The 12,734-nt window shown below is 68.9% G+C and carries 13 protein-coding genes; 5 read left to right on the top strand and 8 right to left on the bottom strand.

Annotation, left to right across the window (positions count from 1 at the left end; all coding sequences use genetic code 11):
- Nucleotide 1: 1 nt before the first annotated feature.
- From ALI144C_RS22810 to ALI144C_RS22825, 4 genes are all read right to left on the bottom strand, one after another.
- A complete protein-coding gene (locus tag ALI144C_RS22810) occupies nt 2–775 on the bottom strand; it encodes a crotonase/enoyl-CoA hydratase family protein (protein ID WP_237774268.1) in 774 nt (257 codons plus the stop codon).
- The gene (locus tag ALI144C_RS22815) at nt 775–1,929 is read right to left on the bottom strand and encodes a CaiB/BaiF CoA transferase family protein (protein ID WP_076989191.1); all 1,155 of its coding nucleotides are present in this window, start codon (nt 1,927–1,929) and stop codon (nt 775–777) included. The genes ALI144C_RS22810 and ALI144C_RS22815 overlap by 1 nt, the downstream gene beginning before the upstream one ends.
- 121 nt (nt 1,930–2,050) lie before the next feature.
- Nucleotides 2,051–2,959 carry a LysR family transcriptional regulator gene (locus tag ALI144C_RS22820; protein ID WP_076989192.1) on the bottom strand — a complete coding sequence of 303 codons (909 nt, stop codon included), beginning with the start codon at nt 2,957–2,959 and terminating at the stop codon, nt 2,051–2,053.
- 7 nt (nt 2,960–2,966) lie between these two features.
- Nucleotides 2,967–3,344, bottom strand: coding sequence for a DUF5997 family protein (locus tag ALI144C_RS22825; RefSeq protein WP_076989193.1), 378 nt, complete (start codon nt 3,342–3,344; stop codon nt 2,967–2,969).
- A gap of 36 nt (nt 3,345–3,380) precedes the next feature.
- Between ALI144C_RS22825 and ALI144C_RS22830 the strand changes: the two genes are divergently transcribed.
- Nucleotides 3,381–4,115 carry a LysR family substrate-binding domain-containing protein gene (locus ALI144C_RS22830; RefSeq protein ID WP_076989194.1) on the top strand — a complete coding sequence of 245 codons (735 nt, stop codon included), beginning with the start codon at nt 3,381–3,383 and terminating at the stop codon, nt 4,113–4,115.
- Here ALI144C_RS22830 and glpK (ALI144C_RS22835) read toward each other — a convergent pair.
- Nucleotides 4,107–5,951 (bottom strand): glycerol kinase GlpK, encoded by a 1,845-nt coding sequence (gene glpK / locus ALI144C_RS22835; protein ID WP_076989568.1) that lies wholly within the window; start codon nt 5,949–5,951, stop codon nt 4,107–4,109. The genes ALI144C_RS22830 and glpK (ALI144C_RS22835) overlap by 9 nt on opposite strands.
- Before the next feature lie 7 nt (nt 5,952–5,958).
- Nucleotides 5,959–6,726, bottom strand: a complete 768-nt coding sequence (locus ALI144C_RS22840) for an IclR family transcriptional regulator (protein WP_076989195.1) — start codon at nt 6,724–6,726, stop codon at nt 5,959–5,961.
- Between the two features lie 156 nt (nt 6,727–6,882).
- On the opposite strand from ALI144C_RS22840, the gene ALI144C_RS22845 reads away from it, so the two are divergent.
- The 3 genes from ALI144C_RS22845 (at nt 6,883) to glpD (ending at nt 11,071) form a co-directional block, all read left to right on the top strand.
- Complete coding sequence (locus tag ALI144C_RS22845) at nt 6,883–7,680, top strand: MIP/aquaporin family protein (RefSeq protein WP_076989196.1); 798 nt, start codon at nt 6,883–6,885, stop codon at nt 7,678–7,680.
- Between the two features lie 14 nt (nt 7,681–7,694).
- A complete protein-coding gene (gene glpK / locus ALI144C_RS22850; RefSeq protein ID WP_076989197.1) occupies nt 7,695–9,206 on the top strand; it encodes a glycerol kinase GlpK in 1,512 nt (503 codons plus the stop codon).
- Nucleotides 9,207–9,376: 170 nt separating this feature from the next.
- Nucleotides 9,377–11,071 carry a glycerol-3-phosphate dehydrogenase gene (gene glpD / locus ALI144C_RS22855; protein WP_076989198.1) on the top strand — a complete coding sequence of 565 codons (1,695 nt, stop codon included), beginning with the start codon at nt 9,377–9,379 and terminating at the stop codon, nt 11,069–11,071.
- 52 nt (nt 11,072–11,123) lie between these two features.
- Here the strand turns inward: glpD and ALI144C_RS22860 are convergent, their stop codons facing one another.
- Together ALI144C_RS22860 and ALI144C_RS22865 are read right to left on the bottom strand one after the other, a co-directional pair.
- Complete coding sequence (locus tag ALI144C_RS22860) at nt 11,124–11,507, bottom strand: DUF6010 family protein (RefSeq protein ID WP_269086700.1); 384 nt, start codon at nt 11,505–11,507, stop codon at nt 11,124–11,126.
- Nucleotides 11,508–11,626: 119 nt separating this feature from the next.
- Nucleotides 11,627–12,079, bottom strand: a complete 453-nt coding sequence (locus tag ALI144C_RS22865) for a MarR family winged helix-turn-helix transcriptional regulator (RefSeq protein ID WP_076989199.1) — start codon at nt 12,077–12,079, stop codon at nt 11,627–11,629.
- A gap of 128 nt (nt 12,080–12,207) precedes the next feature.
- Between ALI144C_RS22865 and ALI144C_RS22870 the strand changes: the two genes are divergently transcribed.
- On the top strand, nt 12,208–12,723 hold the full coding sequence (locus ALI144C_RS22870; RefSeq protein WP_076989200.1) for a DoxX family protein: 516 nt from the start codon (nt 12,208–12,210) through the stop codon (nt 12,721–12,723).
- Nucleotides 12,724–12,734: the final 11 nt, after the last annotated feature.

Here is a 12,734-nt window from a genome sequence, read left to right on the forward strand (position 1 = left end):
GTCACTCTCCCGTCCACTGGGGAACTCGCCGTTCGGCGAAGGCGGTCATGCCCTCGCGGACGTCCGCGGACGCCATCAAGGTGGTCATTTCCTTGCGTTGCAGCTCGAAGATCTCGGCTTCGGGCACGCGCGCGATCTTCTTCACGGCGGCGAGCGCGAGCGGGGCGTTCGCCGCGATGGACTCCGCCAGCTGGATCGCGACCGCAGCGGCTTCACCGGGCTCCGTGACCCGGTTGACCAGGCCGAACTCGCTGGCCCGGCGGGCGTCGATGGGCTCGCCGGTCAGCAGCAGTTCCATCGCCAGGTGGTACGGCAGGCGCTTGGGCAGCCGGATCACACCACCACCCGCGGCGATCAGACCGCGTTTGACCTCGGGCAGGCCGAACCGCGCGTCGTCGGCCGCGACGATCAGGTCGCAGGCCAGGGCCAGCTCGAACCCGCCGCCCAGCGCCCAGCCCTCGACCGCGGCGATCAACGGCTTGGTCACGGTGGCCTCGGTCAGTCCGCCGAAACCCCTGCCCGGGACGTCGGGTGACTCGCCTTTCAACGCGGCCTTGAGATCCATGCCCGCGCTGAACGTGCCCTGTGCGCCGGTCAGCACGCCTGCTCGCAGCTGCTTGTCGGCGTCGAGTTCGTCGAGTGCGGCGGCGAGACCGGTGGCGACCGCGGCGTTCACCGCGTTGCGTGCCTCCGGGCGGTCGATCGTGATCAACAGGATCGAGCCGATGCGTTCCGTGCGGACCGCGTTCACGACTGGGGTCATCACTGGGTTCATCACTGGGCTCCTGTCAGTTCGGCGAGCACCTCGGCGGTGTCCTGGCCCGGCAGCGGCGCGAGACGGCGGATCGAGCCGGGCGTGGCGGAGAACGTCACCGGGATGCCGATCGTGCGGACCGGGCCCTCGGTCGGGTGCTCGTAGGTGTCGAGCAGGTGGCCGCCGCGGACGTAGTCGTCCTCATGCGCCTGCTCCAGGTCCAGCACGGGCGACATCGGGATGCTGTGCTTGGCGCACACCTCGGCCCACTCGTCGGTGGTCAACGCCGGTGCGCAGTCCTCGAGCAACGCCAGCAGCGCCGGGTAGTCCGCGCGGTCGATCGCGTCACCGTTGACCCGGGGGTCGTCGGCCAGGTCGGGACGGCCGGCCGCGGCGAAGAAGTCACGGAAGTTCTGCGGGCCGTACGGGATCACGCACGCCAGGCCGTCCTTGGTGCGGACAGCCTTGTGCCCCTTGGTCATCGAGGCGGGGAACCCGGTGGGTGCCTCCGGCGGCTCGAACACGTGCCCGGCGAGGTGCTCGACCAGGTTGAACGCGATCAGCGTGTCGGTCATCGGGACCTCGACCTGCTGGCCACGGCCGGTCCGGTCGCGGTGCACCAGCGCGGCGAGCACGCTGTAGACGATCGTCAGCGCGGACACCTTGTCGGCGATGATCGTCGGCAGGTACACCGGCTCGCCCAGCGCCCGGTTGGCGATGTCGACCAGCCCGGAGGAAGCCTGCACGCTCTCGTCGTACGCGGCCATGCCCGCCCGGTCGGAGTCGGCGCGGAATCCCTGCGCGTGCGCGTAGACCAGGCGTGGGAAGCGTTCGGCGATGTCCGCATAGGTCAGTCCGAGCCTGGCCAGCGCGCCTTGCCGCATGTTCGTGATCAGCACGTCGGCGGTGCCGATCAGGTCGAACGCCTGTGCGCGTTCGGTGTCGTCCTTGAGGTTGAGCGCCACACTGCGCTTGTTGCGGTTGACGTTGAGGTCCAGCGGGGTCATGCCCGGGGTGGTGCGGTACAGGCCGACCCGGATGGTGTCCGACGGCGACTCGATCTTGATCACGTCCGCGCCGAGGTCACCGAGGATCTGCGCCGCGTACGGGCCCATCACCACGGTCGAAAGGTCGATCACCCGCACCCCGGCGAGCGGTCCGGCTGTGACAGCCATTGTTGTCGTCCTTTCCCGTATTTCGCTTCGTTCCTCTGACATCAACAGTAGGAACGTGCGGATGGAAAGGGAATCACCGTCTGGCGAACAATGGTGTGACCGCAGCGGTCACACCATTCTCTTACCGCACAATGGGCTCCGCGAAGACCTCGCGGGCGATGGCGACGATGTCGTCCAGGTCACCGCCGTCGGCCCGCTCACGCAGCCACACCAGGCCGGTGTCCATGTGGGCGGCGAAGTCGGTGACCGGGAGCACGGTCACGTCGGCGATCCGGTAGCCCCGCATCGGGCTGTCCTCGTCCAGCATGGAGAACGAAAAGGACATACTGCTTGATATGACTTCGGAAACGCCGCTGTAGTCGGTTCCCGACAATTTTATGCGTTTTCTGATGCCCCGGTCGGCGAGTTCTCGTTCCAATACGTCGAAATACGGCGGCAGCACTTCCGGCGGGGCGCTCACGTACGTGAAATCCGCCAGTTCGGCCAGCGTCACCGAGTCCCGGCCCGCGAACCGGTCCGCCGACACCACCGCGCCCAGCCGCTCGGACATCACCGGCAACTGGTCGAGCGCCGGATCGCTGACGGGCAACCGGGCCAACGTCAGGGCGAGTTTTCCCTCGCGCACCGCGTCGATCAGCGCCGAGGTGACGCCCGGCCAGCGTTTCAGATCCACCCGCTCGCGTACGCGTTCCACCAGCGTGTTGACGCGCGTCCGCAGGTCGGGGTGGACACCGGCGGGCATGCCGAGGAACATCGTGCCGCGCTGCGGCCCGGTCGCCTCCCGCAGCCGCCAGGGGATCGAATTCACCTGATCGAGGACATCCCGGGCGATCGGCAGCAGCGTCTCACCGGCCTGGGTGAGCGTCACGTGATGGGTGTCGCGGTCGAACAGCCGCTGGCCCAGTTCGTGTTCCAGATCCCGGATCCGTTGGCTCAACGGCGACGTCGCCATGTGCAGCCTGCGTGCCGCCGCCGTGAAGTTCAGTTCTTCCGCGACCGCAAGGAAATAGCGGAGGTGCAGCATCTCCACGGCAGGCTCACTTCTTGACCGGGCGTTCCTTCAGCCGGGTTTCCTCGGCACGGACCTCCGCCTGGACCTCGCGTTCCCGCACCAGCCACTCCGGGTTGGCTTCCTTGATCTCGTTGATCTCGTCGGTGGTCAGCGCGGCAGTGACACCCGCACGGGCGAGGCCGCTGATGGACACGCCGAGCTTGGTCGCGATGACCTGGCGCGGGTGGGGGCCGTTGCGGCGCAGATCACGCAGCCACTCCGGCGGCGAGGCCTGCAGTTCGTTGAGTTCGTCGCGGGACACCACGCCCTCCTGGAAGTCCGCGGGCGTGGCTTCGAGGTAGACACCCAGCTTCTTGGCCGCCGTTGCGGGCTTCATGGTCTGGACGGTCTTGCGCGACGTCATGGCGAACAGAGTAACCGCACCCGGTAATCTGGCCTGGTGACAGGCTCGTTTCGGCTCGGGTACGTGCCCGGCGCCACCCCGGCCAAGTGGGCGCGGATCTGGGCGGAACGTGAGCCTGATGTGCCGTTGGACCTCATCGGTGTCGCCGCCGCCGAGGCCGCGGACCAGGTGCGTGGGGGAGACCTCGACGCCGTCCTGCTGCGGCTCACGACCGATCGGGACGGTCTGCACGCCATCCCGCTCTACACCGAGACCACTGTGGTCGTCATCCCCAAGGACCACGCGATCGCCGCCGCCGACGAACTGTCCACCGAGGAACTCGCCGACGAGACCGTCCTGCACCCGCACGACGACACGCTCGACTGGACGCGGCCGCCGGGGCAGCCCGCGTCACAGCGTCCGGACACCACCGCCGACGCCATCGAACTCGTCGCGGCCGGGGTGGGGCTGCTGGTCGTGCCGCAGTCGCTGGCCCGTTTGCACCACCGCCGGGACTTGACCTACCGGCCGCTCACCGACGCCCCGCAGTCCCGGGTCGCGTTGTCCTGGCTGGCGGAGGAGACCAGCGACCTGATGGAACAGTTCATCGGGATCGTGCGGGGCCGGACGGTGAACAGCACCCGTGGCCGCCCGCAGGCCGAGCCGCAGCCGAAGAAACCTGCCGCCAAGAAGGCTGAACCGAAGAAAGCTGCCTCGAAGGGTGTGGCTGCGAAACCGGTTCGACGGCAGGGCGCCCCGAAGCCGGGCAGACGGGGCCGCCGGTCACGGTGAGCGCTGCGCGGAGAGGTGCTTGCCGCGTTCGGCGGTGAACGCCCGGCCGAGGGCCGTCCTGTCCGAAGGGGACAGTGTGCGGCGCAGTTCGTTGAGCAGCGTGCTCTCCTCCTCGCGGATGTGCTGGAGCACGGCGTTCTCCAGGTCGTCCGAGTCGATGTCAGTGGGGGAGTGCAGGATCCGCTCGGTCGCGGCCACATGGGCTTCGACCTGACCGGTCAGTTCAAGCAGGACCACTGCCCGGTCGGCGTCGTCGTTGCGCAGTTCCCGCAGGAGGTTCTCGATGCGGCGGTGGTCGTCGAGGATCACGTCGACGATGTCCGTCCCGGTCGGCCGGGCCGCCTCGGTCGGGCGCATCCAGCCGAACGTCAACTCGACGGCCTGGCGCCAGTTCGCGTACTCGGCCGCACGCCGGGGCGGCGGCATCGTGGGCAACCACTGGCCCGCCCGGTGCCAGTTGCGGCGCAGTCCCTCCAGGTCCGGCCAGTAGCCGACGGACAAGCCCGCCGCGTAGGCCGCGCCCAGCGACACCGTCTCGGCCACCATCGGCCGCACCACCGGCACGTCCAGGACGTCCGCGATGATCTGCATCAGCAGGTTGTTCGCGGTCATCCCGCCGTCCACTTTGAGCGTGGACAGGGCCAGGCCGGAATCGGCGTTCATCGCGTCGACCACTTCTCGCGTCTGCCAGCCGGTCGCCTCCAGCACCGCCCGCGCCAGGTGGCCTTTGGTGATGTACGAGGTCAGCCCGGCGATCACGCCGCGGGCCTCGCTGTGCCAGTGCGGCGCGAACAGCCCGGAGAACGCGGGCACGATGTAGCAGCCGCCGTTGTCCCGCACTGTGCGTGCCAGGGTTTCGATCTCCGGCGCGGTGCCGATCAGCTCCAGGCTGTCGCGGAACCACTGCACCAGCGAGCCGGTCACCGCGATCGAGCCTTCCAACGCGTACACCGCCGGCTCGTCACCGATCTTGAACCCGACCGTGGTGAGCATGCCGTGCGCGCTCAGCACCGGGGTGTGGCCGGTGTTGAGCAACAGGAAACTCCCGGTGCCGTACGTGCATTTCGCCTCGCCCGGTGCGAAACAGGTCTGCCCGAACAACGCCGCCTGCTGGTCGCCGAGCGCCGCGGCGATCCTGATCCCCGGCACGACCGTGGTCGTGGTGCCGTAGACCTCCGTGGACGACCGGATCTCCGGCAGCATCGCGCGGGGGATGTCGAAGAACTCCAGCAACTCGTCGTCCCACGACAGCGTGCGCAGGTTCATCAGCATGGTGCGGCTGGCGTTGGTCACGTCGGTGATGTGCAGGCCGCCTGTCAGGTTCCAGATCAGCCAGCTCTCGGTCGTGCCGAACAGCACCTCGCCGCGCTCGGCCCGCTCCTGCAAGCCGGGCGTCTGGTCGAGCATCCAGCGGATCTTGGGCGCCGAGAAGTACGTGGCCAACGGCAACCCACACAGCTCACGCACCCGTTTCGCGCCCGGCTCCCTGGCCAGTTGTTCGACCACGCGGTCCGTGCGGGTGTCCTGCCAGACGACCGCCCGGCCGATCGGCGCCCCGGTCCGCCGGTCCCACAGCACGGTCGTCTCACGCTGGTTGGCGATGCCCAGCCCGACGACCTGCTCCGCACTCGCCCCGGCCTGGGTCAGCGCCTCCGGCATCAGCCTGGCCAGGTTGCGCCAGATCTCCGCCGCGTCGTGCTCCACCCAGCCCGGCCGGGGGAAGTGCTGCTGGTGTTCGCGCTGCACCACCGACACCAGCCTGCCGCGCGCGTCGAACAGGATGCACCTGGTCGACGTCGTGCCCTGGTCGACCGACATCACGTAACGATGCGTCATCTTCCCCTCACCACCGGGACGCGCCGAGATCACGGGACACCGCACGGGCGGCGTCACGCACGTGCCCGAGCAGTGTCGCCTTCGGACTGCCGTGCGAATCCATCAGGCGTTCCACGGCTCCCGAGATCCCCAACGCACCGACCACGATGCCGCCGTGTCCCCGGATCGGCGCCGCGATCCCGGCTTCGCCGGGCGTCATCTCGCCGAGTTCGCTCGCCCAACCGGCCTCGCGCACGCCGGCCAGTGCACGTTTGATCGCGGTGAGCGACGACAACGTCCGTCGGGTGTAGGCCGCGATGTCCGTGCCGCGCAGGGCGGCCACGAGCGTCGTGTCGTAGGCCAGCAGGACCTTGCCGAGCGCGGTCGCGTGCAACGGCAGCAGGGCGCCGACGTCGAGCGTCTGCAGCGAGTCGTCCGGCCGGAACACGTGGTGCACCACCAGCACCCGGCCGTCCAGTGGCGACCCGATCCGGACCGCCTCGCCGCTGCGCGCGGCCAACGCGTCCGCCCAGTTGATCGCGCGTGACCGCAACTCGTTGACGTCCAGGTAGCTGGTGCCCAGGTGCAGCAGGGCCGCGCCGAGCTGGTACTTGCCGGTGTCGCGGTCCTGCTCGACGAACCCGACGCCCTGCAAGGTGCGCAGGATGCCGTGCGCGGTCGCCTTGGCCAGCTCCAGCGACTCGGCTATCTCGCCGACGCCGAGCTTGCCGGAGCCGCGGGCCAGCAGCCGCAGGATCGCGGCGGCTCGTTCGATCGACTGGATGGGTCCCGGCACCGCTCGCCCGACCTCCTCACCGGCTCCGATTCGACATCGTCGAACAGCCTCCGCGCGTCGTTCGACAATGCCGACCGGTGCTCGTTGACCTGTTCTTTCCACGATCTTAACGTTCGGGCAAGTCGGGGCCTTGGGTGTCCTTTGTGGAGGAATGCAATGGTGCGAAACCTCAAATCCCGGGGGCTCGGCGGCGAGATGGCCGCCGAGTTCGTCGGGACGCTGATCCTGATCCTGTTCGGATGCGGGGTGGTCGCCCAGGTGGCGGCCGCCGGGATCGGTGATCACGACAGCATCGCCTGGGCGTGGGGAATCGGCGTGACCCTGGGGGTTTACGTCGCGTCCCGGGTCAGCGGAGCTCATCTCAACCCCGCCGTGACGATCGCGCTCGCGGTGTTCAAAGGCTTCTCCTGGAAGAAGGTCGCGCCGTACGCCCTCGCGCAGACCGCGGGCGCGTTCCTCGCCGCACTGCTGGTGCGGTGGAACTACACCGAGGTGCTCAACGCCGCCGACCCCGGCCTGACGATCAAGACGCAGGGCGTGTTCTCCACTCTTCCGGGTAACGGCACGCTTCCGGTGGGTGACTGGGGCGCGTTCCGTGACCAGATCATCGGCACCGCCATCCTCGTCCTGGTCATCTTCGCCATCACGGATCTGCGCAACACTGCGCCGCTGGCCAACATGGGCCCGGTGGTCGTCGGGTTCTCCGTGGTCGCGATCGGGATGGCGTGGGGCACCAACGCCGGGTACGCGATCAACCCCGCCCGTGACTTCGGGCCGCGGCTGGCGTCCTGGCTGACCGGCTACGACACGGCGTTCCAGGACCAGCACGGTCACTCGTATTGGTGGATTCCGATCGTGGCCCCGGTTCTCGGCGGGCTGATCGGCGCCGGGATCTACAAGGTCTTCATCGAGAAGTTCCTGCCAGCCGACGAGCCAGCGGCCGTCAAGGCCTGAAGGAGGAGTGACCGATGCCGGAATTCGTCGCATCCGTCGACCAGGGCACCACCAGCACCCGGTTCATGATCTTCGACCACGGTGGCAACGAGATCGCCCGCCACCAGCTGGAACACGAGCAGATCCTGCCGCGGCCGGGCTGGGTGGAGCACAACCCCACCGAGATCTGGGAGCGCACGCGCTCGGTGATCGAGTCCACGTTCACCAGGACCACGCTGACCCACGCCGACCTGGCCGCGCTGGGCATCACCAACCAGCGTGAGACCACAGTGGTCTGGAACCGCCGCACCGGCCGCCCGTACTGCAACGCCATCGTCTGGCAGGACACCCGCACCGACCGGATCGCCGCCGAACTCGAGCGCAGCGGCAAGGGCGACGTGATCCGCCGCAAGGCCGGGCTGCCGCCCGCCACCTACTTCTCCGGCGGCAAACTCCAGTGGATCCTGGAGAACGTCGACGGCGTGCGCAAGGACGCCGAGAACGGTGATGCCCTCTTCGGCACCACCGACACGTGGCTGCTGTGGAACCTGACCGGCGGCAAGGACGGCGGTGCGCACGTCACCGACCCGACCAACGCCAGCCGTACCATGCTGATGGACCTCGAAACTCTCGCGTGGGACGACGAGCTGCTGTCCTTCTTCGACATCCCGCGCCAGATGCTGCCGGAGATCAAGCCGTCGTCCGGGCACCTCGGCGTCACCCGGGCGGGTGGCCCGTTGCACGGCGAGGTGCCGATCACCGGCGACCTGGGCGACCAGCAGGCCGCGACCGTCGGCCAGGTCTGCTTCCGGCCCGGCGAGGCCAAGAACACCTACGGCACCGGCAACTTCCTGCTGCTCAACACCGGCCACGAACCCGTGCGCTCCAAGCACGGCCTGCTGACCACGCTGTGCTACCAGTTCGGCGACGACAAGCCCGTCTACGCACTGGAAGGCTCGATCGCCGTCACCGGCTCGGCCGTGCAGTGGCTGCGCGACCAGCTCGGCATCATCAGCGGCGCGTCGCAGAGCGAGACCCTGGCTGCCCAGGTCGCCGACAACGGCGGCATCTACTTCGTGCCCGCGTTCTCCGGCCTGTTCGCCCCGTACTGGCGCTCCGACGCCCGCGGCGCGATCGTCGGCCTGACCCGCGCGACCACCAACGCGCACGTCGCCAGGGCCACCCTGGAGGCGATCTGCTACCAGAGCCGCGACGTCGTGGAAGCCATGCAGAACGACTCCGGCGTCACGCTCGACGTGTTGCGTGTGGACGGCGGCGTGACCGCGAACCAGCTGTGCATGCAGATGCAGGCCGACGTGCTGGGCGTGCCCGTGTCCAAGCCGGTCGTCGCGGAAACCACCGCGCTCGGCGCCGCCTACGCCGCCGGGCTGGCCGTCGGGTTCTGGAAGTCCACCGACGAACTCGTGCAGAACTGGAACGAGGACCGGCGCTGGCAGCCCAGCTGGACCGAGCAACAACGGAGCAGGGGCTACCAGGGCTGGCAGAAGGCCGTCGGCCGGACGCTCGACTGGGTCGACGTGAACTAGTGGTCACGAACGGAAGTCTGTCGGGGGTCTCGACGGCCCAGCTTCCCGCTGGACGCACCGGCCAAAGGCGCCGGTACAACCCCGGTACCGGCTCCTTCGCCCGGCACGCCCAGCGAAAACCTGGATCCGCCGAATACCCCCAACGAACTCCCCTTCGCAACCACTAGGAGATGGTCAAAGTGTCTGCTGTACGCCTTTCCCCGCAGTACCGCGAGGACGCGCTGCGCACCCTGCGCACGCGGGAGGTCGACGTCCTGGTGATCGGCGGCGGGGTGACCGGTGCCGGGATCGCGCTGGACGCCGCCGCACGCGGCCTGTCGGTGGGGCTGATCGAGGCCCGTGACTTCGCCGCGGGCACGTCGAGCCGCTCCAGCAAGCTGATCCACGGCGGGCTGCGCTACCTGGAGCAGCTGGACTTCAAGCTGGTGCGGGAGGCGCTGAAGGAACGGGGTCTGCTGCTCACGAAACTCGCCCCGCACCTGGTGCGCCCGGTGAAGTTCCTGGTGCCGCTCACGCACCGGGTGTGGGAACGCGGGTACATCGGCGCGGGCGTGATGCTCTACGACACGCTCGGCGGCGCGCGGGCGCTGCCGCGGCACAAGCACCTCAGCCGGCGCCGCGCGTTCGAGGTCGCTCCCGGGCTGGCGCCGGACGCGTTGATCGGCGCGATCCAGTACTACGACGCGCAGGTCGACGACGCCCGGCACACGATGATGATCGCCCGTACCGCCGCGGAGCTGGGCGCGTCGGTGCTGACCCGGGCACGGATGACCGAACTGCTGCGCTCGGGCGACCGGATCACCGGTGCCCGGGTCCGCGACCGGGAAAGCGGCGCCGAGTTCGACGTGCGGGCCCGGGTCGTGATCGCCGCGACCGGGGTGTGGAGCGACGACGTGTCCCAGGCCGCCGGGATTCCCGCGCCGTTCACGGTCCGCGCGTCCAAGGGGATCCACCTCGTGGTGCCCAAGGAGAAGATCGACCTGGACACCGGGCTGATCCTGCGGACCGAGAAGAGCGTCCTGTTCGTCATCCCCTGGGGCCGCCACTGGATCGTGGGCACCACCGACACCCCGTGGGAGCTCGACCGCAACCACCCGGCTGCCAGCAAGGCCGATGTGGACTACGTGCTCGACCACGTCAACGCCGTGCTGCGCACGCCGATCACCCGTGACGACATCGAAGGCGTCTACGCTGGACTGCGGCCCCTGCTCGCGGCGAAGGCAGCGGAGACCACCAAGCTGTCGCGTGAGCACGCCGTCGCCAACCCCGCACCCGGCTTGGTGCTCATCGCGGGCGGGAAGTACACGACCTACCGCGTGATGGCGCAGGACGCGGTGGATGTCGCGGCCGAGAACCTGTCGCGGCCGGTGCGGCCGTCCACGACCGACCGGCAACCGATCCTCGGTGCGGACGGATACCACGAGCTGTGGCGCGACCGCCAGGACCTGGCCGTCCACACACGACTGCCGCTGGCCCGGATCGAGCACTTGTTGCAGCGGTACGGCACCGCCATCCACGACCTGCTGGCCCTGGTCGGCGAACGTCCCGCGCTGGCCGATCCGATCACCGGCGCGCAGGACTACCTCAAGGTGGAAGCCGTGTACGCCGCCTCGCACGAGGGTGCCCTGCACCTGGAGGACGTGCTGACCCGGCGGACGCGGATCTCCATCGAGCAACCGGATCGTGGTGTGGCCGCGGCCGCCGAGGTGGCCGCCTTGATCGCGCCGGTGCTCGGCTGGGACGATGCCAAGCGGCAGCACGAGGTGGACAGCTACCTGTCCCGTGTGGACGCCGAGCGTTCGGCGCAGCAGCAGCCGGACGACGCCACCGCCAACGCGACACGGTTGAGTTTCGTCGCCGTGTGAGAACTCCCTGTGGGTGGCCTGGATCGGGTGGCCACCCACAGGGTTCCACCGTCTACACGGGACTGTGCCGGTTGACGGGCAGGATCGATCTGCCCCCGGCGAAGCACCAGATGGCGAGAATGGGATCGCAGACGGCGCAGCCGAGCGACGAGTGCTCGACGAACGGGATGATCGGGTATCCCTTGACGTGGTGGATGATGTCCCATCCGGTGTGCAGCAGCCAGGCGATGCCGATGAAGGTCCACGATTCCAGGCCGCGGTAGGCGACGTACGTCATGACCACGGTGAAGGCGATTTCCCAGCCGCCCATGCCGCCGCCGCTCAGGTAGGCCGCTCCGGCACCGCCCACGGCGACGGCGTTGAGGCGGCGGCGATGCGGCTCGCGCACGAGCGACATCGCCGCGATGTAGGCGAAGGGGACAAGGGCGAAGATGATCGCAGTCGTCAACGGGTGTCCTCGGTGTCCAGTGGGATCAACGGGGTCACGCTATTCAGCGGGCTCGCCGGGGCACCATTGGCGAAAAGGACACGTTCCAACGGATAATCGCCAGCGGGTCAGCGCAGGTGGTCGTTGAGCGCGGCGATCGCCGTGGCCATCCCGGTGAACTGCCGCTCCGACAAGCCATCCCGGAACAACGCGCGGACCAGGGCCGCGTGCCCGGGGGCGGTCTGGCGGATCTTGGCCCAGCCCTTGTCGGTCAGGTAGGCCACGACGCCGCGTTCGTCGTGTGTGGACGTCCGGCGTCCGACGAGACCGGCCTTCTCCAGCTGGGTGACCTGGTAGGTCAGGCCGCTCTTGGAGGTGACGGCCGCCTGGGCCAGTTCGGTCATCCGCAGTGAGCCTTCGGGCGCGTCCGACAGCCGGGTGAGCACCTCGTACTGCGGGTGGGTCAGGCCTGCTTCGTCTTTCAGCTGCTGCTCGATGCGCCGGTGGATGGTCGCGGTGACCGTGAGGAAGTCCTTCCAGGCGGCCAGTTCCGGCTCGGTCAACCATCTGTCGTCGGTCATGGGACCAAGCCTATTCATCGCGGGCCGACCCTGTCGGTTCCCTGTCGACCTCCGCCGTGGTCGTTGAAATTTGAACAAGCCGGGATACGCTTCGTTCGAATTTGAACCAACGTGTGGAGGGACCTTTCATGGCTGTCGTGGCCGAAGTGGACGTCAAGCGCGGGACCGACACCGGACTGCTGGTGCTGCGGGCCGCACTCGGGCTGATCATGGCGGCGCACGGCGCTCAACAGCTGCTCGGCTGGTTCGGCGGCGGCGGAGTCGACGGCACGGCGGCGTTCTTCGCCGCCAGCGGGTATTCCGCGTCGACCCTGATGGCCGTCCTGTCCGGGCTGAGCCACATCCTCGGTGGCCTCGCGCTGACCGTCGGCCTGTTCACGCCGCTGGCCTGCGCCGCGATCATCGGCACGATGATCAACGCCGTCGCGGTGATGTGGGGTTCCGGGTTCTTCGCGGCCAAGGGCGGCATCGAGTACGAGCTGCTGCTCATCGTCGCCACCGCCGGTGTCGCGTTGACCGGGCCGGGCCGGTTGGCGCTGGACCGTGGCATCCCGGTGCTGCGCGAACACCGCGCCACGCTCGGCCTCGCCGGGATCGTGATCGGCGTCGTGTCCGGAGTGCTCGTGCTCGCCTTGTTCCGGTAGGGGCGGTCGCC

The organism is Actinosynnema sp. ALI-1.44, assembly GCF_001984155.1.
Classification (GTDB): Bacteria; Actinomycetota; Actinomycetes; order Mycobacteriales; family Pseudonocardiaceae; genus Kibdelosporangium.